29 protein-coding genes are annotated in these 26,738 nt (G+C 65.5%); 27 read left to right on the top strand and 2 right to left on the bottom strand.

Annotated elements, in window-relative coordinates; all coding sequences use genetic code 11:
• Positions 1-57 precede the first annotated feature (57 nt).
• The 10 genes from AB0E78_RS26565 (at position 58) to tuf (ending at position 16,205) form a co-directional block, all read left to right on the top strand.
• Positions 58-948, top strand: a complete 891-nt coding sequence (locus AB0E78_RS26565) for a hypothetical protein (RefSeq protein ID WP_361837189.1) — start codon at positions 58-60, stop codon at positions 946-948.
• Between the two features lie 65 nt (positions 949-1,013).
• Positions 1,014-1,955 carry a hypothetical protein gene (locus AB0E78_RS26570; RefSeq protein WP_361837192.1) on the top strand — a complete coding sequence of 314 codons (942 nt, stop codon included), beginning with the start codon at positions 1,014-1,016 and terminating at the stop codon, positions 1,953-1,955.
• A gap of 298 nt (positions 1,956-2,253) precedes the next feature.
• On the top strand, positions 2,254-2,784 hold the full coding sequence (gene rplJ, locus AB0E78_RS26575) for a 50S ribosomal protein L10 (RefSeq protein WP_361837195.1): 531 nt from the start codon (positions 2,254-2,256) through the stop codon (positions 2,782-2,784).
• A 113-nt stretch (positions 2,785-2,897) separates the two neighbouring features.
• Positions 2,898-3,278, top strand: a complete 381-nt coding sequence (gene rplL, locus AB0E78_RS26580) for a 50S ribosomal protein L7/L12 (protein ID WP_249588338.1) — start codon at positions 2,898-2,900, stop codon at positions 3,276-3,278.
• Positions 3,279-3,866: 588 nt separating this feature from the next.
• Positions 3,867-7,352, top strand: coding sequence for a DNA-directed RNA polymerase subunit beta (rpoB, locus tag AB0E78_RS26585; protein WP_361837199.1), 3,486 nt, complete (start codon positions 3,867-3,869; stop codon positions 7,350-7,352).
• A gap of 96 nt (positions 7,353-7,448) precedes the next feature.
• Entirely contained in the window at positions 7,449-11,348 is a 3,900-nt protein-coding gene (locus AB0E78_RS26590) for a DNA-directed RNA polymerase subunit beta' (protein ID WP_361837202.1), read from the top strand.
• 500 nt (positions 11,349-11,848) lie between these two features.
• The gene (gene rpsL, locus AB0E78_RS26595; RefSeq protein ID WP_003948652.1) at positions 11,849-12,220 is read left to right on the top strand and encodes a 30S ribosomal protein S12; all 372 of its coding nucleotides are present in this window, start codon (positions 11,849-11,851) and stop codon (positions 12,218-12,220) included.
• A 2-nt stretch (positions 12,221-12,222) separates the two neighbouring features.
• Entirely contained in the window at positions 12,223-12,693 is a 471-nt protein-coding gene (rpsG, locus tag AB0E78_RS26600; protein ID WP_003974303.1) for a 30S ribosomal protein S7, read from the top strand.
• Positions 12,694-12,732: 39 nt separating this feature from the next.
• A complete protein-coding gene (gene fusA, locus AB0E78_RS26605) occupies positions 12,733-14,859 on the top strand; it encodes an elongation factor G (RefSeq protein WP_361837205.1) in 2,127 nt (708 codons plus the stop codon).
• Between the two features lie 152 nt (positions 14,860-15,011).
• A complete protein-coding gene (gene tuf, locus AB0E78_RS26610) occupies positions 15,012-16,205 on the top strand; it encodes an elongation factor Tu (protein WP_160506655.1) in 1,194 nt (397 codons plus the stop codon).
• 126 nt (positions 16,206-16,331) lie between these two features.
• Here the strand turns inward: tuf and AB0E78_RS26615 are convergent, their stop codons facing one another.
• Both AB0E78_RS26615 and AB0E78_RS26620 read right to left on the bottom strand, forming a co-directional pair.
• Complete coding sequence (locus AB0E78_RS26615) at positions 16,332-16,919, bottom strand: Uma2 family endonuclease (RefSeq protein ID WP_361837208.1); 588 nt, start codon at positions 16,917-16,919, stop codon at positions 16,332-16,334.
• Positions 16,920-16,983: 64 nt separating this feature from the next.
• On the bottom strand, positions 16,984-17,871 hold the full coding sequence (locus tag AB0E78_RS26620; RefSeq protein WP_361837211.1) for a helix-turn-helix domain-containing protein: 888 nt from the start codon (positions 17,869-17,871) through the stop codon (positions 16,984-16,986).
• A 763-nt stretch (positions 17,872-18,634) separates the two neighbouring features.
• On the opposite strand from AB0E78_RS26620, the gene rpsJ reads away from it, so the two are divergent.
• The 17 genes from rpsJ (at position 18,635) to rplF (ending at position 26,738) form a co-directional block, all read left to right on the top strand.
• Entirely contained in the window at positions 18,635-18,943 is a 309-nt protein-coding gene (gene rpsJ / locus AB0E78_RS26625) for a 30S ribosomal protein S10 (RefSeq protein ID WP_003948644.1), read from the top strand.
• A 13-nt stretch (positions 18,944-18,956) separates the two neighbouring features.
• Positions 18,957-19,601, top strand: coding sequence for a 50S ribosomal protein L3 (rplC, locus tag AB0E78_RS26630; RefSeq protein WP_160506658.1), 645 nt, complete (start codon positions 18,957-18,959; stop codon positions 19,599-19,601).
• A gap of 7 nt (positions 19,602-19,608) precedes the next feature.
• Complete coding sequence (gene rplD, locus AB0E78_RS26635; RefSeq protein ID WP_160506659.1) at positions 19,609-20,262, top strand: 50S ribosomal protein L4; 654 nt, start codon at positions 19,609-19,611, stop codon at positions 20,260-20,262.
• Positions 20,262-20,678, top strand: coding sequence for a 50S ribosomal protein L23 (rplW, locus tag AB0E78_RS26640; RefSeq protein ID WP_190084419.1), 417 nt, complete (start codon positions 20,262-20,264; stop codon positions 20,676-20,678). The genes rplD and rplW overlap by 1 nt, the downstream gene beginning before the upstream one ends.
• A gap of 39 nt (positions 20,679-20,717) precedes the next feature.
• Complete coding sequence (rplB, locus tag AB0E78_RS26645) at positions 20,718-21,554, top strand: 50S ribosomal protein L2 (RefSeq protein ID WP_160506661.1); 837 nt, start codon at positions 20,718-20,720, stop codon at positions 21,552-21,554.
• A 12-nt stretch (positions 21,555-21,566) separates the two neighbouring features.
• A complete protein-coding gene (gene rpsS / locus AB0E78_RS26650) occupies positions 21,567-21,848 on the top strand; it encodes a 30S ribosomal protein S19 (protein ID WP_160506662.1) in 282 nt (93 codons plus the stop codon).
• A gap of 41 nt (positions 21,849-21,889) precedes the next feature.
• Positions 21,890-22,237 (top strand): 50S ribosomal protein L22, encoded by a 348-nt coding sequence (gene rplV, locus AB0E78_RS26655; protein WP_016645177.1) that lies wholly within the window; start codon positions 21,890-21,892, stop codon positions 22,235-22,237.
• On the top strand, positions 22,237-23,079 hold the full coding sequence (rpsC, locus tag AB0E78_RS26660; RefSeq protein WP_160506663.1) for a 30S ribosomal protein S3: 843 nt from the start codon (positions 22,237-22,239) through the stop codon (positions 23,077-23,079). The genes rplV and rpsC overlap by 1 nt, the downstream gene beginning before the upstream one ends.
• Positions 23,080-23,084: 5 nt before the next feature.
• Positions 23,085-23,504, top strand: coding sequence for a 50S ribosomal protein L16 (gene rplP / locus AB0E78_RS26665; RefSeq protein ID WP_135332557.1), 420 nt, complete (start codon positions 23,085-23,087; stop codon positions 23,502-23,504).
• Positions 23,504-23,728: a 50S ribosomal protein L29 gene (gene rpmC, locus AB0E78_RS26670; protein WP_003998824.1), complete on the top strand. Its 225-nt coding sequence runs from the start codon at positions 23,504-23,506 to the stop codon at positions 23,726-23,728. The genes rplP and rpmC overlap by 1 nt, the downstream gene beginning before the upstream one ends.
• Positions 23,728-24,012: a 30S ribosomal protein S17 gene (gene rpsQ / locus AB0E78_RS26675; RefSeq protein WP_361837218.1), complete on the top strand. Its 285-nt coding sequence runs from the start codon at positions 23,728-23,730 to the stop codon at positions 24,010-24,012. The genes rpmC and rpsQ overlap by 1 nt, the downstream gene beginning before the upstream one ends.
• A 99-nt stretch (positions 24,013-24,111) precedes the next feature.
• The gene (gene rplN, locus AB0E78_RS26680) at positions 24,112-24,480 is read left to right on the top strand and encodes a 50S ribosomal protein L14 (protein ID WP_073768975.1); all 369 of its coding nucleotides are present in this window, start codon (positions 24,112-24,114) and stop codon (positions 24,478-24,480) included.
• A 2-nt stretch (positions 24,481-24,482) separates the two neighbouring features.
• Positions 24,483-24,806 carry a 50S ribosomal protein L24 gene (gene rplX, locus AB0E78_RS26685; RefSeq protein ID WP_160506664.1) on the top strand — a complete coding sequence of 108 codons (324 nt, stop codon included), beginning with the start codon at positions 24,483-24,485 and terminating at the stop codon, positions 24,804-24,806.
• The gene (gene rplE, locus AB0E78_RS26690; protein ID WP_249588332.1) at positions 24,806-25,363 is read left to right on the top strand and encodes a 50S ribosomal protein L5; all 558 of its coding nucleotides are present in this window, start codon (positions 24,806-24,808) and stop codon (positions 25,361-25,363) included. Before rplX ends, rplE begins: the two co-directional genes overlap by 1 nt.
• A gap of 5 nt (positions 25,364-25,368) precedes the next feature.
• The gene (locus AB0E78_RS26695) at positions 25,369-25,554 is read left to right on the top strand and encodes a type Z 30S ribosomal protein S14 (protein WP_003948630.1); all 186 of its coding nucleotides are present in this window, start codon (positions 25,369-25,371) and stop codon (positions 25,552-25,554) included.
• 224 nt (positions 25,555-25,778) lie between these two features.
• Positions 25,779-26,177: a 30S ribosomal protein S8 gene (gene rpsH, locus AB0E78_RS26700; RefSeq protein ID WP_361716660.1), complete on the top strand. Its 399-nt coding sequence runs from the start codon at positions 25,779-25,781 to the stop codon at positions 26,175-26,177.
• 21 nt (positions 26,178-26,198) lie between these two features.
• On the top strand, positions 26,199-26,738 hold the full coding sequence (gene rplF, locus AB0E78_RS26705) for a 50S ribosomal protein L6 (RefSeq protein ID WP_249588331.1): 540 nt from the start codon (positions 26,199-26,201) through the stop codon (positions 26,736-26,738).

Here is a 26,738-nt window from a genome sequence, read left to right on the forward strand (position 1 = left end):
GCGGGGCCCGTCCTCGTATGCGTGCGGGATTCACACGAGTGCAAGGGGTGGGATGTCATGAACAGCACGACCATGCGACGCGCGGGCCTTTCGATCGCGGTGGCCGCCGCGCTGACCGGGGTCGCGGCCTGTGGCTCCTCCGACGGCGGCGGTGGCTCGAAGAGCGGCAAGAAGGGCTCCGTGGCCCTCAGCCCCGTGGCAGCCCTGCGCTCCATCGACGACAAGACCGGCAACGCCGACTCGGCCAAGGTCGAGAGCAAGACGGTCATGGGGACCAAGATGTCGATGGACATGACGGGCTCCATGGCGTGGTCGGACGGCATCACCGGCAATGTCACCGCGACCCTCACCGGCGGCACGCAGGCCGAGCAGATGAAGCAGATGGGTCAGTCGAAGATCGACTACCGCTATCTGAAGGACGGGTTCTACGCGAACATGGGGGACCAGTTCGCCTCGCAGGCCGGTGGCGGCAAGCACTGGCTCGCGTACGACTACGACACGCTGGCCGAGATGAGCGGCGCCGCCGGCGACGCGTTCAAGGACCAGATGCAGAACACCACCCCGAACCAGTCGGTCAAGATGCTGCTCGCTTCGGGAGACGTGAAGCGCGTGGGCGAGGAGAAGGTCCGCGGGACGCGGACGACCCACTACTCGGGGACCGTCGACGCCGCGGACCTCACGGGCAAGAGCGCGGACCTCGACGCCGGGCAGATGGCCGAGTTGAAGAAGCAGTTCAAGCAGGCCGGCCTGACCACGCAGACGGTCGACATCTGGGTGAACGACGAGGACCTCCTGGTCAAGAAGACCGAGAAGGGCGAGACGAACGACGGCGGGTTCTCACAGACGGCCTACTACAGCGACTACGGCACCCCCGTGTCCGTGGAGAAGCCCCCGGCCTCGGACACCCTGAGCTTCAAGGACCTCATGAACCAGCAGCCGCAGGCCTGACCTCGGACGTCGGGTATTCTCGCCAGACCGAATTGTGTCGATCATGTGTTCCTAGGGGTGGGGTCATGACTGTGAAGAGAATGGCGGGCGCTGTACTCGCCACCACGCTGCTGTGTACGGGCGCGGTGGCCTGTGGAGGCTCCGACAAGGACGGCAAGGCCAACGGGGCGGGCTCGGGGGAGACCCAGTCCCGGTCGCAGGTGACCGAGGTCATCACGGCGGCGTACGAGAAGACCTCGAAGGCCAAGTCGGCCAAGGTCGAGATGACGATGTCGACGCCGAAGTCCATGGGCGGCTCCAGCGGCGACATGAGGATGTCCGGTGTCATGGGCTGGGACCCGACCGTCATGGACATGACGATGTCGGGCTCGGCGCTCACCGAGGGCGACCCGCAGGCTCCGGACAAGGTCCGGATGGTCTGGCGCGACAACGTGATCTACATGGACGCCGGGGCCGTCGCCGCCAAGGAGATGGACGGCAAGCGCTGGATGAAGATGGACCTCAACTCCATCGCCGAGCAGGCCGGTGACGAGAAGCTCGCGAAGCAGATGACCGGTGGCCTGGACAGCATGAGCCAGGACCCGGCGCAGCAGCTCGCCATGCTCCTGGACTCGCCGAACCTCAAGCACGTCGGTCCCGCGAAGGTCGACGGCGTGCAGACCCAGCGCTACAAGGGCCGGCTCTCCGTCAAGGAGATGATGGCGTCCAACAAGGGCCTCGACGAGATGCTCGGCAAGGGCGAGCGCGAGAAGCTCCTCAGGAACATCGAGAAGTCGGGCATCAAGGGGTACGACACCGAGGTCTGGGTCAATGAGGACGACTACCCCGTCCGCATGGACATCGACATCAAGAGCCCCGAGGGCACGATGAAGACCTCGCAGAAGTTCTCCGACTACGGGACGACCGCCGAGGTTTCCGCCCCGCCGGCCGGTAAGACCTTCGACCTGATGGAGATGTTCAAGGAGCTCGGAAAGGGCGGGGGAGCCAGCGGGGACAGCGGTTTCTGACCGTTTCCCAAGGCCTTTCCCGCGGCCCTTCCCGGCCGATTTGCCTGACGCGAACCCGTTCGCGTACTCTTCCCCAGAAGCCAAAGACCGCTGGTCGTTGCCGTGTGCTCGTAAGAGTGTGCGGTGGCCGAAGGATCCGCTGAAACTGCGGACGACCCGCGTAGGTGACTGTGGAAGTGAGTGCTCCCGGACGGAATTCCGTCAGGTCGAGCTCATGCCCCGGCGCCTGCGCCGGGGCGTTTTGTTTTGTCAGCCCCTTCTGAGCGGTCCTCATCACCCGGAAGGAGGCCGACGCTCTATGCCGACGCCCGACAAGGCTGCCGCGGTAGCCGAGCTCACGGACAAGTTCCGCAGCTCGAACGCCGCCGTGCTGACCGAGTACCGGGGTCTCACCGTGGCCCAGCTCAAGCAGCTGCGCCGTTCACTCGGTGAGAACTCCGAGTACGCCGTGGTGAAGAACACGCTGACCAAGATCGCGGCCAACCAGGCCGGGATCAACCAGCTGGACGACCTGTTCGCGGGTCCGACCGCTGTTGCCTTCGTCACCGGTGACCCGGTGGTGTCGGCGAAGGGTCTTCGTGACTTCGCCAAGGACAACCCCAACCTCGTCATCAAGGGCGGTGTCCTTGATGGCAAGGCGCTGTCCGCCGACGAGATCAAGAAGCTCGCGGACCTCGAGTCCCGCGAGGTTCTGCTCGCCAAGCTGGCCGGCGCGCTGAAGGGCAAGCAGACGCAGACTGCGCAGCTCTTCCAGGCTCTGCCGTCGAAGTTCGTCCGCACCGCGGAAGCGCTTCGTGCCAAGAAGGCCGAGCAGGGCGGTGCCGAGTAATTCGGCTCGCGCATTGATCGCCGCCCGCTAGGGCGACGGTCGCAGCGGGCCGAACGTACGCCCGCCTTCATATACACCCGGCACCAGCCGAATTAGTGGAAGGATCGCCCATCATGGCGAAGCTCAGCCAGGAAGACCTGCTTGCCCAGTTCGAGGAGCTCACCCTCATCGAGCTCTCCGAGTTCGTGAAGGCCTTCGAGGAGAAGTTCGACGTCACCGCCGCCGCGGCCGTCGCCGCCGCCCCGGCCGGCCCGGGCGCCGTTGCCGAGGCCGTCGAGGAGCAGGACGAGTTCGACGTCATCCTCACCGGCGCCGGCGAGAAGAAGATCCAGGTCATCAAGGTCGTGCGCGAGCTCACCTCCCTGGGCCTCAAGGAGGCCAAGGACCTCGTCGACGGCACCCCGAAGCCGGTCCTCGAGAAGGTCGCCAAGGAGGCCGCCGAGAAGGCTGCCGAGTCCCTCAAGGCCGCTGGCGCCTCCGTCGAGGTCAAGTAACACCTCGCGAGTCGTCTGCCACGCGCCTGTAGGCGTGTAGGTGGCAGGGCTTTTCAGCGCTGCTCAGGCAGCGCTACGCCAAGGGCGATCACCCATCTGGGTGGTCGCCCTTCGGCGTTCTCCGGCGCACCCTTACGGCTGCCTTGCGCAGCCCGCCCCGACGAGTATGGTGATCTTCGTCGTGCCTCCGAACGGCCGTGACGGTGCGCTCCGGGAGCCAAGTCGGGGCAGGGGGGCCTTGACGAACCGCACGCAGCGCGCAATTCTCAGGACGCGTCGTCACAACGATCCGCATCCGAGGCATGGATCGGCGGCGAAGAGGGCAGTATCGATGTGCATCGAGGGCGTGGCTTGCAGCAGGGGTTGAGAACAACGAGGGTCTCCCAGAACCCGCACTGGACATCAGTGGGCCTACTGGCTACACTGACCCTTTGCGCTGCCTGTTAGCTGCCTCCTGCCCGTCACCAGGGGCATGCCCATGCTTGAGCACTGTGGACCGAATCTTCCCTGACCTGGGAATTCTGTCCCCCTGTCCAGCTTGGGACCGGTACGCGCGTAGTGAGTCCGAGCCCTCGGAAGGACCCCCTCTTGGCCGCCTCGCGCACTGCCTCGACCGCGAATACGAACAACGGCGCCAGCACCGCCCCGCTGCGCATTTCCTTTGCAAAGATCAGGGAGCCCCTCGAGGTTCCGAACCTTCTTGCGCTGCAGACCGAGAGCTTTGACTGGCTGCTCGGAAATGACGCGTGGAAGGCTCGCGTCGAGGCGGCTCTCGACAGTGGACAGGACGTCCCCACCAAGTCCGGTCTGGAGGAGATCTTCGAGGAGATCTCTCCGATCGAGGACTTCTCCGGGTCGATGTCCCTGACGTTCCGCGACCACCGTTTTGAGCCCCCCAAGAACTCCATCGACGAGTGCAAGGAGCGCGACTTCACGTTCGCCGCTCCGCTCTTCGTCACTGCTGAGTTCACCAACAACGAGACCGGCGAGATCAAGTCCCAGACGGTCTTCATGGGCGATTTCCCGCTCATGACGAACAAGGGCACCTTCGTCATCAACGGCACCGAGCGTGTCGTCGTGTCGCAGCTGGTCCGTTCGCCGGGTGTCTACTTCGATTCCTCGATCGACAAGACGTCCGACAAGGACATCTTCTCCGCCAAGATCATCCCGTCCCGGGGTGCCTGGCTGGAGATGGAGATCGACAAGCGCGACATGGTCGGTGTCCGCATCGACCGCAAGCGCAAGCAGTCGGTCACCGTTCTGCTCAAGGCTCTCGGTTGGACGACCGAGCAGATCCTCGAGGAGTTCGGCGAGTACGAGTCCATGCGCGCCACCCTGGAGAAGGACCACACCCAGGGCCAGGACGACGCGCTGCTCGACATCTACCGCAAGCTCCGTCCGGGCGAGCCGCCGACGCGCGAGGCTGCTCAGACGCTGCTTGAGAACCTCTACTTCAACCCCAAGCGCTACGACCTCGCGAAGGTCGGCCGCTACAAGGTCAACAAGAAGCTGGGTGCGGACGCTCCGCTCGACGCGGGCATCCTCACGGTCGAGGACATCATCGCCTCGATCAAGTACCTGGTGAAGCTGCACGCCGGTGAGACCGAGACCGTTGGCGACAGCGGTACGTCGATCGTCGTCGAGACCGACGACATCGACCACTTCGGCAACCGTCGTCTGCGCAACGTCGGCGAGCTCATCCAGAACCAGGTCCGCACGGGTCTGGCTCGTATGGAGCGCGTCGTGCGTGAGCGCATGACGACCCAGGACGTCGAGGCGATCACGCCGCAGACCCTGATCAACATCCGGCCGGTCGTCGCCTCCATCAAGGAGTTCTTCGGCACCAGCCAGCTGTCGCAGTTCATGGACCAGAACAACCCGCTGTCGGGTCTCACCCACAAGCGCCGTCTGTCGGCGCTTGGCCCGGGTGGTCTCTCCCGTGAGCGGGCCGGCTTCGAGGTCCGTGACGTGCACCCGTCCCACTACGGCCGCATGTGCCCGATCGAGACGCCTGAAGGCCCGAACATCGGTCTGATCGGCTCGCTCGCCTCGTACGGCCGCGTGAACGCGTTCGGCTTCGTCGAGACGCCGTACCGCAAGGTCGTCGAGGGCGTCGTCACCGACGACGTCGACTACCTGACGGCCGACGAAGAAGACCGCTTCGTGATCGCCCAGGCCAACGCCGTGCTGGGTGAGGACATGCGCTTCACCGAGTCGCGCGTCCTGGTCCGCCGTCGTGGCGGCGAGATCGACTACATCCCCGGCGACGACGTCGACTACATGGACGTCTCGCCGCGCCAGATGGTGTCGGTCGCGACCGCGATGATCCCGTTCCTCGAGCACGACGACGCCAACCGTGCCCTCATGGGCGCGAACATGATGCGTCAGGCCGTGCCGCTGATCACCGCCGAGGCTCCCCTCGTCGGCACCGGCATGGAGTACCGCTGTGCGGTCGACGCCGGTGACGTGATCAAGGCCGAGAAGGCGGGTGTGGTCCAGGAGGTCTCCGCGGACTACGTCACGGTCACGAACGACGACGGCACGTACACCACGTACCGCATCGCCAAGTTCTCCCGGTCGAACCAGGGCACCTCGGTCAACCAGAAGGTTGTCGTCGACGAGGGCGCCCGCGTGATCGAGGGCCAGGTCCTGGCCGACGGTCCCGCGACCGAAGAGGGCGAGATGGCCCTCGGCAAGAACCTGCTCGTGGCGTTCATGCCCTGGGAAGGTCACAACTACGAGGACGCGATCATCCTGTCGCAGCGCCTCGTGCAGGACGACGTCCTCTCCTCGATCCACATCGAGGAGCACGAGGTCGACGCCCGTGACACCAAGCTGGGCCCGGAGGAGATCACCCGGGACATCCCGAACGTCTCCGAGGAGGTCCTCGCGGACCTCGACGAGCGCGGCATCATCCGTATCGGTGCCGAGGTCGTCGCCGGCGACATCCTCGTCGGCAAGGTCACGCCCAAGGGTGAGACCGAGCTGACCCCCGAGGAGCGTCTGCTCCGCGCGATCTTCGGTGAGAAGGCGCGCGAGGTGCGCGACACCTCGCTGAAGGTGCCGCACGGCGAGATCGGCAAGGTCATCGGCGTACGCGTCTTCGACCGTGAAGAGGGCGACGAGCTGCCGCCGGGCGTGAACCAGCTGGTTCGTGTCTACGTGGCGCAGAAGCGCAAGATCACGGACGGTGACAAGCTCGCCGGTCGTCACGGCAACAAGGGCGTCATCTCCAAGATCCTTCCGATCGAGGACATGCCCTTCCTTGAGGACGGCACGCCGGTCGACATCATCCTCAACCCGCTGGGTGTCCCGTCCCGAATGAACCCGGGTCAGGTCCTGGAGATCCACCTCGGCTGGCTCGCCAGCCAGGGCTGGGACGTCTCCGGTCTCAGCGAGGAGTGGGCGCAGAGCCTGCAGCGCATCGGCGCCGACCAGGTCGGCCCGCGGACGAACGTCGCGACCCCGGTCTTCGACGGCGCCCGCGAGGACGAGCTGACCGGCCTCCTCGAGCACACCATTCCGAACCGCGACGGCGACCGCATGGTCCTCCCGTCCGGCAAGGCGCGGCTGTTCGACGGGCGCTCCGGCGAGCCGTTCCCGGACCCGATCTCGATCGGGTACATGTACATCCTCAAGCTGCACCACCTGGTCGACGACAAGCTCCACGCCCGTTCGACCGGTCCGTACTCCATGATCACCCAGCAGCCGCTGGGTGGTAAGGCTCAGTTCGGTGGTCAGCGCTTCGGTGAGATGGAGGTGTGGGCGCTCGAGGCTTATGGCGCCGCTTACGCCCTCCAGGAGCTGCTGACGATCAAGTCCGACGACGTGACCGGCCGCGTGAAGGTCTACGAGGCCATCGTCAAGGGCGAGAACATCCCCGAGCCCGGCATTCCCGAGTCCTTCAAGGTGCTCATCAAGGAAATGCAGTCGCTCTGCCTCAACGTGGAGGTGCTGTCCTCGGACGGCATGTCCATCGAGATGCGCGACACCGACGAGGACGTCTTCCGCGCGGCGGAAGAGCTCGGTATCGACCTGTCCCGGCGCGAGCCGAGCAGCGTCGAAGAGGTCTGACGGGTTGGCCGGCCGGACCTCGTGTCCGGCCGGCTCTCCCCGGACCCGTTCAGACCATGATTGAGACTCGACCCCGAAAGAGGGATTGACGACAAAGTGCTCGACGTCAACTTCTTCGACGAGCTGCGGATCGGCCTTGCCACCGCGGACGACATCCGACAGTGGTCCCACGGCGAGGTCAAGAAGCCGGAGACCATCAACTACCGCACGCTCAAGCCCGAAAAGGACGGACTCTTCTGCGAGAAGATCTTCGGTCCGACCCGGGACTGGGAGTGCTACTGCGGTAAGTACAAGCGTGTCCGCTTCAAGGGCATCATCTGCGAGCGCTGCGGCGTCGAGGTCACTCGCGCCAAGGTGCGTCGTGAGCGGATGGGCCACATTGAGCTGGCCGCGCCTGTCACGCACATCTGGTACTTCAAGGGCGTCCCGTCGCGCCTCGGCTACCTGCTTGATCTCGCCCCGAAGGACCTCGAAAAGGTCATCTACTTCGCGGCGTACATGATCACGTTCGTGGACGAGGAGCGCCGTACGCGTGACCTGCCCTCCCTGGAGGCGCACGTCTCCGTGGAGCGTCAGCAGGTCGAGAACCGTCGCGACTCCGACCTGGAGGCCCGCGCCAAGAAGCTCGAGACCGACCTGGCCGAGCTCGAGGCCGAGGGCGCCAAGGCCGACGTACGCCGCAAGGTGCGCGAAGGTGCCGAGCGTGAGATGAAGCAGCTGCGTGACCGTGCGCAGCGCGAGATCGACCGTCTCGACGAGGTGTGGAACCGCTTCAAGAACCTCAAGGTCCAGGACCTGGAGGGTGACGAGCTGCTCTACCGCGAGCTGCGTGACCGCTTCGGCACGTACTTCGACGGTTCGATGGGTGCCGCTGCACTGCAGAAGCGCCTTGAGTCGTTCGACCTGGATGAGGAAGCCGAGCGGCTTCGCGAGATCATCCGTACCGGCAAGGGCCAGAAGAAGACCCGTGCGCTCAAGCGCCTCAAGGTCGTCTCCGCGTTCCTGCAGACCAGCAACAGCCCCAAGGGCATGGTGCTCGACTGCGTGCCGGTCATCCCGCCGGACCTGCGTCCGATGGTGCAGCTGGACGGTGGCCGCTTCGCGACCTCCGACCTGAACGACCTGTACCGCCGCGTGATCAACCGCAACAACCGCCTGAAGCGGCTTCTCGACCTCGGCGCCCCCGAGATCATCGTGAACAACGAGAAGCGCATGCTCCAGGAGGCCGTGGACGCCCTCTTCGACAACGGTCGTCGTGGTCGCCCGGTCACCGGTCCCGGTAACCGCCCGCTGAAGTCCCTGAGCGACATGCTCAAGGGCAAGCAGGGTCGTTTCCGTCAGAACCTTCTCGGTAAGCGTGTGGACTACTCCGCGCGTTCCGTGATCGTCGTCGGCCCGCAGCTGAAGCTGCACCAGTGTGGTCTGCCGAAGGCCATGGCGCTGGAGCTCTTCAAGCCGTTCGTGATGAAGCGCCTGGTTGACCTCAACCACGCGCAGAACATCAAGTCGGCGAAGCGCATGGTCGAGCGCGGCCGCACGGTCGTGTACGACGTCCTGGAAGAGGTCATCGCCGAGCACCCGGTTCTCCTGAACCGTGCGCCGACGCTGCACCGCCTCGGCATCCAGGCCTTCGAGCCGCAGCTGGTCGAGGGCAAGGCCATTCAGATCCACCCGCTCGTCTGCACCGCGTTCAACGCGGACTTCGACGGTGACCAGATGGCCGTGCACCTGCCGCTCTCCGCGGAGGCGCAGGCCGAGGCCCGCATCCTGATGCTGTCCTCGAACAACATCCTGAAGCCGGCAGACGGCCGTCCCGTCACCATGCCGACCCAGGACATGGTTCTCGGTCTCTTCTTCCTCACGACGGACGAGGAAGAGCGCAAGGTCATCGGTGAGGGCCGTTCGTTCGGTTCCTCCGCCGAGGCGACCATGGCGTTCGACGCCAAGGAGCTCTCGCTCCAGGCGAAGGTCGACATCCGCTTCCCGGTGGGCACCATCCCGCCGCGCGGCTGGACCCCGCCGGCCGTCGAAGAGGGCGAGCAGGAGTACCAGCAGGGCGACAGCTTCCGGCTGCGTACGACCCTGGGCCGCGCGCTCTTCAACGAGCTGCTGCCCGAGGACTACCCGTTCGTCGACTACTCGGTGGGCAAGAAGCAGCTCTCCGAGATCGTCAACGACCTGGCCGAGCGCTACCCCAAGGTCATCGTGGCGGCGACGCTCGACAACCTGAAGGCGGCGGGCTTCTTCTGGGCGACCCGTTCCGGTGTCACCGTGGCCATCTCCGACGTCGTGGTCCCCGAGGCCAAGAAGGCGATCGTCGCGGGCTACGAGGCGCAGGACGAGAAGGTCCAGAAGCAGTACGAGCGCGGTCTGATCACCAAGGACGAGCGCACGCAGGAGCTCATCGCGATCTGGACCAAGGCGACCAATGAGGTTGCCGAGGCGATGAACGCGAACTTCCCCAAGACGAACCCCATCTTCATGATGGTTGACTCGGGTGCCCGAGGAAACATGATGCAGATGCGTCAGATCGCCGGTATGCGTGGTCTGGTGTCGAACGCGAAGAACGAGACGATCCCGCGTCCGATTAAGGCCTCCTTCCGTGAGGGCCTGTCGGTGCTGGAGTACTTCATCTCGACTCACGGTGCTCGTAAGGGTCTGGCGGACACGGCTCTCCGTACCGCTGACTCCGGTTACCTCACCCGTCGTCTGGTCGACGTCTCTCAGGACGTCATCATTCGCGAGGAGGACTGTGGCACCGAGCGCGGTCTGAAGCTGAAGATCGCGGTCAAGGGCGAGGACGGTGTGCTCCGCAAGACGGAGAACGTCGAGACCTCGGTGTACGCCCGCATGCTGGCCGAGGACGTCGTTATCGACGGCAAGGTCATCGCGCCGGCCAACGTCGACCTCGGTGACGTGCTCATCGACGCCCTGGTCGCCAACGGCGTCGAGGAGGTCAAGACCCGTTCGGTCCTGACCTGTGAGTCCGCGGTCGGCACCTGTGCCTTCTGCTACGGCCGTTCGCTCGCCACCGGCAAGCTGGTCGACATCGGTGAGGCGGTCGGCATCATCGCCGCCCAGTCCATCGGTGAGCCCGGCACGCAGCTGACGATGCGTACGTTCCACACCGGTGGTGTGGCCGGTGACGACATCACCCAGGGTCTGCCCCGTGTCGTCGAGCTCTTCGAGGCTCGTACGCCCAAGGGTGTCGCCCCGATCTCGGAGGCGGCAGGCCGCATCCGTATCGAGGAGACCGAGAAGACCAAGAAGATCGTCGTCACGCCGGACGACGGCAGCGACGAGACTCCCTTCCCGATCTCGAAGCGCGCCAAGGTCCTCGTGCGTGAGGGTGACCACGTCGAGGTGGGCCAGAAGCTCACCTTCGGTGCCACCAACCCGCACGACGTGCTGCGGATCCTCGGTCAGCGCGCGGTCCAGGTCCACCTGGTCGGCGAAGTCCAGAAGGTCTACAACAGCCAGGGCGTGTCGATCCACGACAAGCACATCGAGATCATCATCCGGCAGATGCTGCGCCGCGTGACGATCATCGAGTCCGGCGACGCTGAACTGCTGCCGGGCGAGCTCGTCGAGCGCTCGAAGTTCGAGACCGAGAACCGTCGTGTGGTCACGGAAGGCGGCCACCCGGCCTCCGGCCGTCCGCAGCTGATGGGTATCACCAAGGCCTCGCTGGCGACGGAGTCGTGGCTGTCCGCGGCTTCCTTCCAGGAGACGACCAGGGTCCTGACGGACGCGGCGATCAACGCCAAGTCCGACTCCCTGATCGGCCTCAAGGAGAACGTCATCATCGGTAAGCTCATCCCGGCCGGTACGGGTCTCTCCCGCTACCGCAACATCCGGGTCGAGCCGACCGAAGAGGCCAAGGCCGCGATGTACTCGGCCGTCGGCTACGACGACATCGACTACTCCCCGTTCGGCACGGGCTCCGGCCAGGCCGTTCCGCTGGAGGACTACGACTACGGGCCTTACAACCAGTAGGACCCAGGTCTGTTGAAGGGCGGTCACCCCTTGGGGTGGCCGCCCTTCGGCGTTGCCCGCCGGTATGACGTACGACACGGTCCTGAGGGCGTACGGCGTGACTCCGGGGGAGGGGCGCGGTGGGGCTGAGCAGCCGTTCCCGGGGGTGAAAGTCGCTGGTCCACAGCTTGTGGCCGTGGGCTGCGTAGTGGCCGTGAGGGCCGCTGTCAAGCCTTTCCGGGAGGCGTCCCTGATGCGTTCAGATGCCCGGCGTGTCGCCCCCCACCGCATTTGTTTTGACCGAAGTCGATGAGGTAGGTACGCTCAGACCTTGTGCCTGGGGTGTGCCTGGGCTCGCGCGCGTGTCTTCAGCCGCATCGTGAGTCCGAGAACGGCCACCGTAAATCTGCGCCCCTTTCCGCCTTGCGGCGGGAGTCTGCAGGATTCGACACACCCGACCGCGTGGGTCGGCGACGTTCCAGGTTAGCTTTACCATTCGGCACACAGAAACCGGAGAAGTAGTGCCTACGATCCAGCAGCTGGTCCGGAAGGGCCGGCAGGACAAGGTCGAGAAGAACAAGACGCCCGCACTCGAGGGTTCGCCCCAGCGCCGCGGCGTCTGCACGCGTGTGTTCACGACCACCCCGAAGAAGCCGAACTCGGCCCTGCGTAAGGTCGCGCGTGTGCGTCTGACCAGCGGGATCGAAGTCACCGCTTACATTCCGGGTGAGGGACACAACCTGCAGGAGCACTCCATCGTGCTCGTGCGTGGTGGCCGTGTGAAGGACCTGCCGGGTGTTCGTTACAAGATCATCCGCGGCTCCCTTGACACCCAGGGTGTCAAGAACCGCAAGCAGGCCCGCAGCCGCTACGGCGCCAAGAAGGAGAAGTAGAAATGCCTCGTAAGGGCCCCGCCCCGAAGCGCCCGGTCATCATCGACCCGGTCTACGGTTCTCCTCTGGTGACTTCCCTCATCAACAAGGTGCTGCTGAACGGCAAGCGCTCCACCGCCGAGCGCATCGTGTACGGCGCCATGGAGGGCCTGCGCGAGAAGACCGGCAACGACCCGGTCATCACGCTCAAGCGCGCGCTCGAGAACATCAAGCCGACCCTCGAGGTCAAGTCCCGCCGCGTCGGCGGTGCGACCTACCAGGTTCCGATCGAGGTCAAGCCCGGTCGCGCCAACACGCTGGCCCTGCGCTGGCTGGTCGGTTACTCCCGCGCCCGTCGCGAGAAGACGATGACCGAGCGTCTCCTCAACGAGCTCCTCGACGCCTCCAACGGCCTTGGTGCCGCTGTGAAGAAGCGTGAGGACACCCACAAGATGGCCGAGTCCAACAAGGCCTTCGCGCACTACCGCTGGTAGTCGCTACCCACATCGAGACCGAGAGAAGACTGAGCCGATATGGCTACCACTTCACTTGACCTGGCCAAGGTGCGCAACATCGGCATCATGGCCCACATCGACGCGGGCAAGACGACGACCACCGAGCGGATCCTGTTCTACACCGGTGTCTCGTACAAGATCGGTGAGGTCCACGACGGCGCCGCGACCATGGACTGGATGGAGCAGGAGCAGGAGCGTGGCATCACGATCACCTCTGCTGCCACCACCTGTCACTGGCCGATGAACGATGTCGACCACACCATCAACATCATCGACACCCCGGGCCACGTCGACTTCACCGTCGAGGTAGAGCGTTCGCTCCGTGTGCTCGACGGTGCCGTGACGGTGTTCGACGGCGTCGCCGGTGTTGAGCCCCAGTCCGAGACCGTGTGGCGTCAGGCGGACCGCTACGGCGTCCCGCGCATCTGCTTCGTCAACAAGCTCGACCGTACGGGTGCCGAGTTCCACCGCTGCGTCGACATGATCGTCGACCGCCTCGGTGCGACCCCGATCGTCATGCAGCTGCCCATCGGCGCAGAGGCTGACTTCAAGGGTGTCGTCGACCTCGTCACGATGAAGGCGTTCGTCTGGTCCGCAGAGACCAAGATGGGCGAGGCGTACGACATCGTCGACATCCCGGCGACGCACACCGAGGCCGCTGATGAGTGGCGCGGGAAGCTCCTCGAGGCTGTCGCCGAGAACGACGAGCAGATGATGGAGCTGTACCTCGAGGGCCAGGAGCCCACCGAGGAGCAGCTGTACGAGGCCATTCGCCGCGTCACCATCGCCTCCGGCAAGGGCGGCGACACCACCGTCACCCCCGTGTTCTGCGGCACCGCGTTCAAGAACAAGGGCGTCCAGCCCCTGCTCGACGCGGTCGTGCGTTACCTGCCGTCGCCCCTGGACGTCGAGGCCATCGAGGGCCACGACGTCAAGGACCCCGAGGTCGTCGTCAAGCGCAAGCCTTCTGACGAGGAGCCGCTTTCGGCTCTCGCGTTCAAGATCGCGAGCGACCCGCACCTCGGCAAGCTCACCTTCGTCCGGATCTACTCCGGTCGCCTGGAGGCCGGCACCGCGGTGCTGAACTCCGTCAAGGGCAAGAAGGAGCGCATCGGCAAGATCTACCGCATGCACGCGAACAAGCGTGAGGAGATCGACGCGGTGGGCGCCGGCGACATCGTCGCCGTCATGGGCCTGAAGCAGACCACCACCGGTGAGACGCTGTGTGACGACAAGAAGCCGGTCATCCTGGAGTCCATGGACTTCCCGGCGCCGGTCATTCAGGTCGCCATCGAGCCCAAGTCCAAGGGTGACCAGGAGAAGCTGGGTGTAGCCATCCAGCGTCTCTCGGAGGAGGACCCCTCCTTCCAGGTTCACTCGGACGAGGAGACCGGCCAGACCATCATCGGTGGTATGGGCGAGCTTCACCTCGAGGTGCTCGTCGACCGCATGAAGCGCGAATTCCGCGTCGAGGCGAACGTCGGCAAGCCCCAGGTCGCGTACCGCGAGACGATCCGTCAGGCCGTCGAGCGCGTGGACTACACCCACAAGAAGCAGACCGGTGGTACCGGTCAGTTCGCCAAGGTGCAGATCGCGATCGAGCCCATCGACAGCGGCGACGCTTCGTACGAGTTCGTGAACAAGGTCACCGGTGGCCGTATCCCGCGGGAGTACATCCCGTCGGTGGACGCCGGTGCGCAGGAGGCCATGCAGTTCGGCATCCTGGCGGGCTACGAGATGACTGGTGTTCGCATCACGCTTCTCGACGGCGCCTACCACGAGGTCGACTCCTCCGAGCTCGCCTTCAAGATCGCCGGATCGCAGGCCTTCAAGGAGGCCGCGCGTAAGGCCAAGCCCGTGCTGCTCGAGCCGATGATGGCCGTTGAGGTCACCACGCCCGAGGACTACATGGGCGATGTCATCGGTGACATCAACTCCCGACGTGGCCAGATCCAGGCCATGGAGGAGCGCAGCGGTGCTCGCGTCGTGAAGGGCCTCGTGCCCCTCTCGGAGATGTTCGGCTACGTCGGAGACCTCCGCAGCAAGACGTCGGGTCGCGCAAGCTACTCAATGCAGTTCGACTCCTACGCCGAGGTTCCGCGGAACGTCGCCGAGGAGATCATCGCGAAGGCCAAGGGCGAGTAACTCACCCGAGTTGACGCTTTAGGCTTGACTCCGGAGTCTCCGGGGCATTCCGACCCTCTTCGAGTCGGGTGTCCCGGGCCCCGGGTATCCCAGCAAAGATCACCTGGCGCCGATGAAGCAAGGCGTACAGAACCACTCCGCAGGAGGATTCAGTGGCGAAGGCAAAGTTCGAGCGGACTAAGCCGCACGTCAACATCGGCACCATCGGTCACATTGACCACGGTAAGACGACCCTCACGGCCGCCATTACCAAGGTGCTGCACGACGCGTACCCCGAGCTGAACGAGGCCTCGGCCTTCGACCAGATCGACAAGGCTCCCGAGGAGCGCCAGCGCGGTATCACGATCTCGATCGCGCACGTCGAGTACCAGACGGAGACGCGTCACTACGCGCACGTCGACTGCCCGGGTCACGCGGACTACATCAAGAACATGATCACGGGTGCCGCGCAGATGGACGGCGCGATCCTCGTGGTTGCCGCCACCGACGGCCCGATGCCGCAGACCAAGGAGCACGTGCTCCTGGCCCGCCAGGTCGGCGTTCCGTACATCGTCGTCGCCCTGAACAAGGCCGACATGGTGGACGACGAGGAGATCCTGGAGCTCGTCGAGCTCGAGGTCCGTGAGCTCCTCTCCGAGTACGAGTTCCCGGGCGACGACCTCCCGGTCGTCAAGGTCTCGGCGCTCAAGGCGCTCGAGGGCGACAAGGAGTGGGGTGAGTCCGTCCTCAACCTGATGAAGGCTGTCGACGAGTCCATCCCGGAGCCCGAGCGTGACGTCGACAAGCCGTTCCTGATGCCGATCGAGGACGTCTTCACGATCACCGGTCGTGGCACCGTCGTCACCGGTCGTATCGAGCGCGGCATCCTCAAGGTCAACGAGACCGTCGACATCATCGGCATCAAGACCGAGAAGACCACCACCACGGTCACCGGCATCGAGATGTTCCGCAAGCTGCTCGACGAGGGCCAGGCCGGTGAGAACGTCGGTCTGCTCCTCCGTGGCATCAAGCGCGAGGACGTCGAGCGCGGCCAGGTCATCATCAAGCCCGGTTCGGTCACGCCGCACACCGAGTTCGAGGCCCAGGCCTACATCCTGTCGAAGGACGAGGGTGGCCGTCACACCCCCTTCTTCAACAACTACCGCCCGCAGTTCTACTTCCGCACCACGGACGTGACCGGCGTCGTGACCCTCCCCGAGGGCACCGAGATGGTCATGCCGGGCGACAACACTGAGATGACCGTTGAGCTCATCCAGCCCGTCGCGATGGAAGAGGGCCTGAAGTTCGCCATCCGTGAGGGTGGCCGGACCGTCGGCGCCGGCCAGGTCACCAAGATCAACAAGTAAGCATTCCGCTTGCTTGAAGATCGGGGTAACCCGGTTGCTCTGAACTGAGAGCACAGCAGTAGACGCAGTAACGGAAGGGCCCGTACGACTTCGGTCGTACGGGCCCTTTTGCGTGGGCGGATCTGCTCATTGGTAGCGGGGCAGGCCCTCGGTCGAGATCGTCCACTCGCCGATGGTGACGTCTTCGCCGTAGACGAAGTCCTTGCGGGCGGCGTAGCGCGGACCCTGGGGCGTCGGGTGGATCTCAGAGAGAACGGCTCCGGTGCCGGTACGGGGGTCGAAGATCGCGTACACCGGGATGCCGAGGAGCGGGTAGTCGCGGGTCTTGCCGACCCAGTCGTTCTCGGGGTTCGAGCGGGAGACGATCTCGATGGCGGCGATGAGGGTGCGGGGGTCGAAGGAACCCTCGCCCTCCATGTCCGCTTCATCGATGAGGATGATGTCGGGCAGCCGCAGCACACCCTCGGAGATGTCCTCCACGTCGGGCGCCCCGGTGTGTGCGAGGCGCCCTTCAGGCATCACCGACTCCAGACGTCGGCGCAGCCGTAGCGCGGTGAGCTCGTGTGGCTTGCTCGGCGACGTCATGTCGTGGACGATCCCTTGCTTCGTGATTTCGAACTTGCCGGAGATCCGGTCGTCCATCTGCTCGACGAGTTCACGCATCGCCCGGTAGTGAGGGCTGCCCTGCTGTGCACTGTCCGGGGCGATGGTCATGGCATGCGCTCCTCGTCTGTGCCCAGGGGTAAGGGTCGTCACGTTCATGCTAGGCGGCCTCCTTTCAATCGGGACGGCAGCCGCGGCAGCGGCCCGGGGCGGGGCCGCGGAAGGCTCGGTCGCAGGTGTCGCAGTTCTGGAGCGGATGCCGGACGGGTGGCACGGAGGCCGCCACGGGTGGAGGCAGCAGCGCCGTCAGGCGGTGGGCCAGCAGGGCGGCCGGGCGGCGTGGGCCCTCGGGTGGCAGGTCGTGGGTGAGGGCGTGGCGTACGGCATCGGGGGCCACGTCGCGTTCCAGCCAGGCGGCGACGCCGGGGGTGAGGTGGGCGGTGTCGCGGGCCGAGAGGAGCAGGCGCGGGTCCTCGTGGCGCAGGCCGGCGAGGAGGTCGGTGGCCTGCTGGAGGAGGGCGGAGGCGGGGTAGGCCGGATGCGGTACGGCGGGGAGGGGGCGGGCCTTCTCGCGGGGCTGTGGGTGTGGCGCGGAGGGCTCGTTGAGCTTGGGCTTTGGCGGCTGCGGGGGCTGTGCCGGGGCCGCCTGTGGCTGGTTGCAGGAGGTCGTGCGGGTGACGATGCGGCCGGCGGGGGTGCGTTCGCGGTCGCGGCGCAGGTAGCCGTGTGACTCCAGCTCGCGCAGGGCGGCGGCGATTCGGGTCGCGCCCTCGGGGAAGCGGGCGGCGAGCGTCTTGATGTCGACGCGGGCTCCGGCGGGCAGCGACTGCATGTGGCAGCCCAGGCCGATGGCCAGGAGGGAGAGCTCCTGGTGCTGGGTGAGGTGGTTGCCGATCACCGTGAAGCGGGTGGTGTGGCGGGTGTTCTCGTGGGCGATGCCGGAGGGGCGCGCAGCGGTGGGGCGGGGCCGGCTGTGGGGGCGCCGGGTCGCTCGTGCGTGGGATTGACTGCCGCCCACGGCGGACTGGGCGCGCGGGGGCGCGCTAGGGTTTTGGGTGTCCATCGGGAAGGTCTCGCTTCCTCGGTGGTCAGGCCCTCGCCTCGGGATTGCCGTCCCGGCGGGGGCCGTCGCATGTCTGCTGTTGTTTTGTGTGCTCGGGCTGAGATTAGGGCAGTCGGGGGACCGGAAATCCAGCTGAGCAGGTGATGTTCACTCGCGTGAGTGAGAGGGGCCCCATAGGTTGCCGATCATGGCCCCCACCGGGGCCGAGCGGGCCGGACCGTGGGCGGGTGGGGTGGGGCTTGGTCGGGTTCTTTCTCCCTCTCGGATTCTTGGAGAAAGGCGCCGGTGGCACCGGAGCACGGAGGAACGGGACCTGGTGGCGTGACGTTCAGGCGCGCCGTGCGGTGGCCCGGGTTTGATCTCCGGCGGGCACGGGGTACTCTCTCCGGCTTCGATTAGCCAGGCCCTACGCTCGTATGGCAGACTGTCGGGGTTGCTCGGTTGAGTGCCGATGCTGCGCGCCTCCCGCCGGGAGGACCGGAAGCGAGTCCCACAGTACTCGTCGCCCCATCTGCCGTAAGGCAGCGCTGGAGCGGACGTACGGGAATCTTCTGGGAAGTGCAGTGCGGAAGTTCAGCCAGGCGCCCGGTGGGTTTCTTCCCCCGGACCCGCGGTCATCCGGGCCGCAGCCCCTAGCAGGGAAATCCTTCGGGAAATCTCCGTGAGCGGGACTGCGACACGCCCGACCGCGTGGGTCGGAGGAAGTAGAAAAAAGGGCCTCCCGGGAGCCAGAGCGTTCGAGACAAAGGACTACCAAGTAGCCATGGCGGGACAGAAGATCCGCATCCGGCTCAAGGCCTACGACCACGAGGTCATCGACTCTTCGGCGAAGAAGATCGTCGAGACGGTGACTCGCACTGGTGCGTCGGTCGCAGGCCCGGTGCCGCTGCCCACTGAGAAGAACGTGTACTGCGTCATCAAGTCGCCGCACAAGTACAAGGACTCGCGCGAGCACTTCGAGATGCGCACGCACAAGCGCCTGATCGACATCCTCGACCCGACTCCCAAGACCGTTGACTCGTTGATGCGCCTGGACCTTCCGGCCGGCGTCGACATCGAGATCAAGCTCTGAGAGGCGCGGACAGATGACTAAGCAGATCAAGGGCGTCCTGGGCGAGAAGCTCGGCATGACCCAGGTCTGGGACGAGAACAACCGTGTCGTCCCGGTCACCGTCGTCAAGGCCGGGCCCTGCGTCGTTACCCAGGTCCGTACGAATGACTCCGACGGCTACGAGTCGGTCCAGATCGCCTTCGGCGAGATCGACCCTCGCAAGGTGAACAAGCCCCTCAAGGGTCACTTCGCCAAGGCCGACGTGACTCCCCGCCGCCACCTGGTGGAGATCCGCACCCCTGACGCCAGCGAGTACACGCTGGGCCAGGAGGTGACTGCCGAGGTGTTCGAGTCCGGCGTCAAGGTTGACGTCACGGGCAAGAGCAAGGGCAAGGGCTTCGCCGGTGTCATGAAGCGTCACAACTTCAAGGGACTCGGCGCGGGTCACGGTACCCAGCGCAAGCACCGCTCTCCCGGTTCCATCGGTGGCTGTGCCACCCCGGGCCGTGTGTTCAAGGGCCTCCGCATGGCGGGCCGTATGGGCAACGAGCGGGTCACCACCCAGAACCTGACCGTTCACGCCGTTGACGCGGAGAAGGGCCTGCTCCTCATCAAGGGCGCAGTCCCCGGTCCGAACGGTGGCCTCGTCCTGGTCCGTACCGCGGCCAAGGGGGTTTGAGGAACCGATGAGCACCATTGACATCCTTTCGCCGGCAGGCGACAAGGCCGGGACGGTCGAGCTCCCCGCGGAGATCTTCGACGTAGAGAAGATCAGCATCCCGCTTCTCCACCAGGTCGTCGTCGCTCAGCTGGCAGCTGCCCGTCAGGGCACGCACAAGACCAAGCGCCGCGGTGAAGTCCGCGGTGGTGGCAAGAAGCCGTACCGCCAGAAGGGCACCGGCCGCGCCCGCCAGGGTTCGACCCGTGCGCCGCAGTTCGCCGGCGGTGGCGTCGTCCACGGCCCGCAGCCGCGTGACTACTCGCAGCGGACCCCGAAGAAGATGAAGGCCGCGGCCCTGCGCCACGCCCTCACCGACCGGGCCCGCAACGCTCGTATCCACGTTGTCACCAACGTGGTCGAGGGCGACATCTCCACGAAGGCCGCGAAGACGCTGCTCGGCAAGGTCAGCGAGCGCAAGAACGTGCTCCTGGTCATCGACCGTGCGGACGAGACTTCGCTGCTCTCCGCCCGCAACCTGCCCCAGGTGCACATCCTGGAGCCGGGCCAGCTGAACACGTACGACGTGCTCGTCTCGGACGACGTGGTCTTCACCAAGGCCGCCTTCGAGTCCTTCGTGTCTGGCCCCAAGGCCGATGAGACCGAAGGGAGCGAAGCCTGATGGCTACGCGTCACCCGAGCATCGCCCCCAAGGCGGCCAAGGCCGCCAAGGCCGCGCGCCTCGCCAAGGCGAAGCGCCACGCCACCGAGGGCAAGAACACCGTTGAGACGCCGCTGAGCAAGAGCTTCACGGACCCCCGTGACGTCCTCGTCAAGCCGGTCGTCTCCGAGAAGAGCTACGCGCTCCTCGACGAGGGCAAGTACACCTTCGTCGTTGCGCCCGGCGCCAACAAGACCCAGATCAAGCAGGCCGTCGAGGCGGTCTTCTCGGTCAAGGTCACTGGGGTCAACACGATCAACCGCCAGGGCAAGCGCAAGCGCACCCGCACGGGGTTCGGTAAGCGCGCTGACACCAAGCGCGCGATCGTGACCCTTGCTGAGGGCGACCGTATCGACATCTTCGGCCAGGCCTCCTAACGGAGCGCCCTGGTCCGAATATCGGACGAGGACTGAGAAATGGGAATCCGCAAGTACAAGCCGACTACGCCGGGCCGTCGTGGCTCCAGCGTCGCCGACTTCGTCGAGGTAACGCGGTCCACGCCGGAGAAGTCGCTGGTCCGCCCGCTGCACAGCAAGGGCGGCCGTAACAACGCCGGTCGTGTGACCGTTCGCCACCAGGGTGGCGGACACAAGCGCGCCTACCGAGTGATCGACTTCCGTCGTCACGACAAGGACGGCGTGCCGGCGAAGGTCGCGCACATCGAGTACGACCCGAACCGCACCGCGCGCATCGCGCTCCTGCACTACGCGGACGGCGAGAAGCGCTACATCCTGGCCCCCCGCAACCTGTCGCAGGGTGACCGGGTCGAGAACGGACCGGGCGCGGACATCAAGCCGGGCAACAACCTGGCCCTCCGCAACATCCCGGTCGGTACGACCATCCACGCCATCGAGCTGCGGCCCGGCGGCGGCGCGAAGTTCGCCCGCTCCGCGGGTGCCTCCGTGCAGCTGCTGGCGAAGGAGGGCTCCATGGCCCACCTTCGTATGCCGTCGGGTGAGATCCGTCTGGTCGACGTCCGCTGCCGCGCCACGATTGGCGAGGTCGGCAACGCCGAGCAGTCGAACATCAACTGGGGCAAGGCCGGCCGTAAGCGCTGGCTTGGCGTTCGCCCGACCGTTCGCGGTGTGGCGATGAACCCGGTCGACCACCCGCACGGTGGTGGTGAAGGCAAGACTTCCGGTGGACGTCACCCGGTCTCGCCGTGGGGTCAGAAGGAGGGTCGTACTCGTTCGCCGAAGAAGGCGAGCAACAAGTACATCGTCCGCCGCCGCAAGACGAACAAGAAGCGCTAGGAGCGGGTTTAGATGCCGCGCAGTCTCAAGAAGGGGCCCTTCGTCGACGGACACCTCATCAAGAAGGTGGATGTCCAGAACGAAGCAGGTTCCAAGAACGTCATCAAGACCTGGTCCCGTCGCTCGATGATCGTCCCGGCCATGCTGGGCCACACGATCGCGGTGCACAACGGCAAGACCCACATCCCGGTGTTCGTCACCGAGGCGATGGTCGGCCACAAGCTCGGCGAGTTCTCGCCGACTCGCACCTTCCGCGGCCACGTCAAGGACGACCGGAAGTCGAAGCGCCGCTAGCGCGGGGTGGAACGACTATGACTTACACCGAAGGGACAACCATGGAAGCCAGGGCCCAGGCGCGGTACATCCGCGTCACGCCCATGAAGGCCCGCCGAGTGGTGGACCTCATCCGTGGCATGGATGCCACGGAGGCTCAGGCGGTCCTGCGTTTCGCCCCGCAGGCCGCGAGCGTGCCGGTTGGCAAGGTGCTTGACAGCGCCATCGCCAACGCTGCACACAACTACGACCACAGTGACGCCTCTTCGCTGGTCATCAGCGAGGCGTACGTGGATGAGGGCCCGACCCTGAAGCGGTTCCGTCCGCGTGCTCAGGGTCGCGCCTACCGGATCCGTAAGCGGACCAGCCACATCACCGTGGTCGTCAGCAGCAAGGAAGGAACCCGGTAATGGGCCAGAAGGTAAACCCGCACGGGTTCCGGCTCGGCATTACCACCGACTTCAAGTCGCGTTGGTACGCCGACAAGCTGTACAAGGACTACGTCAAGGAAGACGTCGCCATCCGTCGGATGATGACGTCCGGCATGGAGCGCGCCGGCATCTCGAAGGTTGAGATCGAGCGCACCCGTGACCGCGTGCGAGTGGACATCCACACCGCGCGTCCCGGCATCGTCATCGGCCGCCGTGGCGCCGAGGCCGACCGCATCCGCGGTGACCTCGAGAAGCTCACGGGCAAGCAGGTCCAGCTGAACATCCTCGAGGTCAAGAACCCCGAGGTCGACGCTCAGCTGGTCGCGCAGGCCGTTGCAGAGCAGCTGTCCTCCCGCGTCTCCTTCCGTCGCGCCATGCGTAAGAGCATGCAGTCGACGATGAAGGCCGGCGCCAAGGGCATCAAGATCCAGTGTGGTGGCCGTCTCGGCGGCGCCGAGATGTCCCGGTCGGAGTTCTACCGCGAGGGTCGTGTGCCGCTGCACACGCTCCGTGCGAACGTCGACTACGGCTTCTTCGAGGCCAAGACGACCTTCGGCCGTATCGGCGTGAAGGTCTGGATCTACAAGGGCGACGTCAAGAACATCGCCGAGGTCCGCGCCGAGAACGCCGCGGCCCGTGCGGGTAACCGCCCGGCCCGTGGTGGCGGCAACGACCGACCGGCCCGTGGTGGCCGTGGTGGCGAGCGTGGCGGCCGCGGCCGCAAGCCGCAGCAGCAGTCCGCGCCGGCTGCCGAGGCCCCCAAGGCCGACGCTCCCGCCGCAGCTGCCGCTCCGGCTGAGAGCACCGGAACGGAGGCCTGACCGACATGCTGATCCCTCGTAGGGTCAAGCACCGCAAGCAGCACCACCCGAAGCGCAGCGGTATGTCCAAGGGTGGTACGCAGGTTGCGTTCGGCGAGTACGGCATTCAGGCCCTCACTCCGGCGTACGTGACCAACCGCCAGATCGAGGCGGCTCGTATCGCGATGACCCGCCACATCAAGCGTGGCGGCAAGGTCTGGATCAACATCTACCCGGACCGCCCGCTGACGAAGAAGCCCGCCGAGACCCGCATGGGTTCCGGTAAGGGTTCCCCCGAGTGGTGGGTCGCGAACGTCAAGCCCGGACGGGTGATGTTCGAGCTGTCCTACCCGAATGAGAAGACTGCGCGTGAGGCGCTTACCCGCGCTGCTCACAAGCTTCCGATGAAGTGCCGGATTGTTCGGCGCGAGGCAGGTGAGTCGTGATGTCGGCCGGAACCAAGGCGTCCGAGCTGCGCGAACTGGGCGACGAGGAGCTTCTCGCGAAGCTTCGCGAAGCCAAGGAAGAGCTGTTCAACCTCCGCTTCCAGGCGGCGACCGGTCAGCTCGAGAACCACGGTCGGCTCAAGGCCGTCCGTAAGGACATCGCGCGGATCTACACCCTGATGCGTGAGCGCGAGCTGGGCATCGAGACGGTGGAGAGCGCCTGATGAGCGAGAGCAACGTGACTGAGACCAAGAGCGACCGCGGATTCCGCAAGACCCGTGAGGGTCTGGTCGTCAGCGACAAGATGGACAAGACCGTCGTCGTCGCTGTCGAGGACCGTGTGAAGCACGCGCTGTACGGCAAGGTCATCCGCCGTACGAACAAGCTCAAGGCGCACGACGAGCAGAACGCTGCCGGCGTCGGCGACCGCGTCCTCCTGATGGAGACGCGTCCGCTGTCGGCGACCAAGCGCTGGCGCATCGTCGAGATCCTCGAGAAGGCCAAGTAATTCCGAGGGGTTTTCCCTCTCGGATCAGTTCCGCCAGGCTCGGTGGGGACTGTCAAGCACAGTCCCCGCCGGGAACCGGCAGACAAACAGGAGATAGACGTGATCCAGCAGGAGTCGCGACTTCGGATCGCCGACAACACGGGTGCGAAGGAAATTCTCACCATCCGTGTTCTCGGTGGCTCGGGTCGCCGCTACGCGGGCATCGGTGACGTCATTGTCGCCACCGTCAAGGACGCGATCCCCGGTGGCAACGTGAAGAAGGGTGACGTCGTCAAGGCGGTCATCGTTCGCACCGTCAAGGAGCGCCGCCGTCCCGACGGCTCGTACATCCGCTTCGACGAGAACGCCGCCGTCATTCTGAAGAACGACGGCGACCCTCGCGGCACCCGTATCTTCGGCCCCGTCGGCCGTGAGCTGCGCGAGAAGAAGTTCATGAAGATCATCTCGCTCGCGCCGGAGGTGCTGTAAGCATGAAGATCAAGAAGGGCGACCTGGTTCAGGTCATCACCGGTAAGGACAAGGGCAAGCAGGGCAAGGTCATTGCCGCTTACCCGCGCGACGAGCGCGTCCTGGTCGAGGGTGTCAACCGGGTCAAGAAGCACACGAAGGCCGGCCCGACCGCCAGCGGTTCGCAGGCCGGCGGCATCGTGACCACCGAAGCCCCTGTCCACGTGAGCAACGTTCAGCTCGTCGTGGAGAAGGACGGCAACAAGGTCGTCACGCGTGTCGGTTTCCGCTTCGACGATGACGGCAACAAGATCCGCGTTGCCAAGCGGACGGGTGAGGACATCTGATGACGACCACCACCACTCCGCGTCTGAAGACGAAGTACCGCGAGGAGATCGCGGGCAAGCTGCAGGAAGAGTTCTCGTACGAGAACGTCATGCAGACCCCGGGCCTCGTCAAGATCGTGGTCAACATGGGTGTCGGCGACGCCGCCCGTGACTCGAAGCTCATGGACGGTGCCGTCCGTGACCTGACCACCATCACGGGTCAGAAGCCGGCCATCACGAAGGCCCGGAAGTCCATCGCGCAGTTCAAGCTGCGCGAGGGTCAGCCGATCGGCTGCCACGTCACGCTCCGTGGCGACCGCATGTGGGAGTTCCTGGACCGCACCCTGTCGCTCGCGCTTCCGCGCATCCGCGACTTCCGTGGTCTGTCCCCCAAGCAGTTCGACGGTCGTGGCAACTACACCTTCGGTCTCACGGAGCAGGTCATGTTCCACGAGATCGACCAGGACAAGATCGACCGCGTCCGGGGTATGGACATCACCGTGGTCACCACGGCGACCAACGACGCCGAAGGCCGTGCCCTTCTCCGTCACCTCGGCTTCCCCTTCAAGGAGGCGTAAGCGAGATGGCGAAGAAGGCTCTCATTGCCAAGGCTGCTCGTAAGCCCAAGTTCGGTGTGCGCGGCTACACCCGCTGCCAGCGTTGTGGCCGTCCGCACTCCGTGTACCGCAAGTTCGGCCTCTGCCGCGTGTGCCTTCGTGAGATGGCTCACCGTGGCGAGCTGCCGGGCGTGACCAAGAGCTCCTGGTAATTCCCCTCTGTCCTTAGGGACTTGGGAATTACTGGAGGCTCTCGGTAAGTATCTGGTCGGTAGGTGGCCCACCTCTCCATGCCTTAGGCTAGGAGGGTTGGGCGCCTGCCGCCCTGACCGACTTACTACGCCGTAGGTCCCCGCGCCGCACCCGTCCCGCCTCTGAGTGGGGAGAGGGATGGCGCAGATAGGAAACCACGGCGAGAGAGGCCGAAGGCCAATTCATGACCATGACTGATCCGATCGCGGACATGCTGACTCGTCTGCGTAACGCGAACTCGGCGTACCACGACACCGTGGCGATGCCGCACAGCAAGATCAAGTCTCACATCGCGGAGATCCTCCAGCAGGAGGGCTTCATCACGGGCTGGAAGGTCGAGGACGCCGAGGTTGGCAAGAACCTCGTTCTCGAGCTGAAGTTCGGCCCGAACCGTGAGCGCTCCATTGCGGGCATCAAGCGGATCTCCAAGCCCGGTCTCCGGGTTTACGCGAAGTCCACCAACCTGCCGAAGGTGCTCGGCGGCCTGGGCGTGGCGGTTATCTCCACGTCCCACGGTCTCCTCACCGGCCAGCAGGCAGGCAAGAAGGGCGTAGGTGGGGAAGTCCTCGCCTACGTCTGGTAGTCGGGAACGGAGGAATAGCTAATGTCGCGTATTGGCAAGCTCCCCATCACGGTTCCCGCCGGCGTGGACGTCACCATCGACGGCCGGACGGTCTCGGTTAAGGGTCCCAAGGGCTCCCTTTCCCACACCGTCGTCGCGCCGATCGACATCGCTAAGGGTGAGGATGGCGTGCTCAGCGTCACCCGCCCGAACGACGAGCGTCAGAACAAGGCCCTGCACGGCCTGTCCCGCACGCTGGTGGCGAACATGATCACCGGCGTGACCACGGGTTACGTGAAGAAGCTCGAGATCAGCGGTGTCGGTTACCGCGTGCTCGCGAAGGGCTCCAACCTGGAGTTCTCGCTGGGTTACAGCCACCCGATCCTCGTCGAGGCCCCCGAGGGCATCACCTTCAAGGTGGAGTCCGCGACCAAGCTTTCGGTCGAGGGCATCGACAAGCAGAAGGTCGGCGAGGTTGCGGCCAACATCCGCAAGCTGCGCAAGCCCGACCCGTACAAGGCCAAGGGCGTCAAGTACGAGGGCGAAGTCATCCGGCGCAAGGTCGGAAAGGCAGGTAAGTAA

Source organism: Streptomyces sp. NPDC032198, assembly GCF_040636975.1.
Classification (GTDB): domain Bacteria; phylum Actinomycetota; class Actinomycetes; order Streptomycetales; family Streptomycetaceae; genus Streptomyces.

Bases quoted from the DNA above. Each gene is read 5' to 3' on its own strand.
- AB0E78_RS26565 (WP_361837189.1), top strand. From the start codon at position 58: ATGAACAGCACGACCATGCGACGCGCGGGCCTTTCGATCGCGGTGGCC.
- AB0E78_RS26570 (WP_361837192.1), top strand. From the start codon at position 1,014: ATGACTGTGAAGAGAATGGCGGGCGCTGTACTCGCCACCACGCTGCTG.
- rplJ (WP_361837195.1), top strand. From the start codon at position 2,254: ATGCCGACGCCCGACAAGGCTGCCGCGGTAGCCGAGCTCACGGACAAG.
- rplL (WP_249588338.1), top strand. From the start codon at position 2,898: ATGGCGAAGCTCAGCCAGGAAGACCTGCTTGCCCAGTTCGAGGAGCTC.
- rpsG (WP_003974303.1), top strand. From the start codon at position 12,223: ATGCCTCGTAAGGGCCCCGCCCCGAAGCGCCCGGTCATCATCGACCCG.
- fusA (WP_361837205.1), top strand. From the start codon at position 12,733: ATGGCTACCACTTCACTTGACCTGGCCAAGGTGCGCAACATCGGCATC.
- AB0E78_RS26615 (WP_361837208.1), bottom strand. From the start codon at position 16,919: ATGACCATCGCCCCGGACAGTGCACAGCAGGGCAGCCCTCACTACCGG.
- AB0E78_RS26620 (WP_361837211.1), bottom strand. From the start codon at position 17,871: ATGGACACCCAAAACCCTAGCGCGCCCCCGCGCGCCCAGTCCGCCGTG.
- rpsJ (WP_003948644.1), top strand. From the start codon at position 18,635: ATGGCGGGACAGAAGATCCGCATCCGGCTCAAGGCCTACGACCACGAG.
- rplC (WP_160506658.1), top strand. From the start codon at position 18,957: ATGACTAAGCAGATCAAGGGCGTCCTGGGCGAGAAGCTCGGCATGACC.
- rplD (WP_160506659.1), top strand. From the start codon at position 19,609: ATGAGCACCATTGACATCCTTTCGCCGGCAGGCGACAAGGCCGGGACG.
- rplW (WP_190084419.1), top strand. From the start codon at position 20,262: ATGGCTACGCGTCACCCGAGCATCGCCCCCAAGGCGGCCAAGGCCGCC.
- rplB (WP_160506661.1), top strand. From the start codon at position 20,718: ATGGGAATCCGCAAGTACAAGCCGACTACGCCGGGCCGTCGTGGCTCC.
- rpsS (WP_160506662.1), top strand. From the start codon at position 21,567: ATGCCGCGCAGTCTCAAGAAGGGGCCCTTCGTCGACGGACACCTCATC.
- rplV (WP_016645177.1), top strand. From the start codon at position 21,890: ATGGAAGCCAGGGCCCAGGCGCGGTACATCCGCGTCACGCCCATGAAG.
- rpsC (WP_160506663.1), top strand. From the start codon at position 22,237: ATGGGCCAGAAGGTAAACCCGCACGGGTTCCGGCTCGGCATTACCACC.
- rplP (WP_135332557.1), top strand. From the start codon at position 23,085: ATGCTGATCCCTCGTAGGGTCAAGCACCGCAAGCAGCACCACCCGAAG.
- rpmC (WP_003998824.1), top strand. From the start codon at position 23,504: ATGTCGGCCGGAACCAAGGCGTCCGAGCTGCGCGAACTGGGCGACGAG.
- rpsQ (WP_361837218.1), top strand. From the start codon at position 23,728: ATGAGCGAGAGCAACGTGACTGAGACCAAGAGCGACCGCGGATTCCGC.
- rplX (WP_160506664.1), top strand. From the start codon at position 24,483: ATGAAGATCAAGAAGGGCGACCTGGTTCAGGTCATCACCGGTAAGGAC.
- rplE (WP_249588332.1), top strand. From the start codon at position 24,806: ATGACGACCACCACCACTCCGCGTCTGAAGACGAAGTACCGCGAGGAG.
- AB0E78_RS26695 (WP_003948630.1), top strand. From the start codon at position 25,369: ATGGCGAAGAAGGCTCTCATTGCCAAGGCTGCTCGTAAGCCCAAGTTC.
- rpsH (WP_361716660.1), top strand. From the start codon at position 25,779: ATGACCATGACTGATCCGATCGCGGACATGCTGACTCGTCTGCGTAAC.
- rplF (WP_249588331.1), top strand. From the start codon at position 26,199: ATGTCGCGTATTGGCAAGCTCCCCATCACGGTTCCCGCCGGCGTGGAC.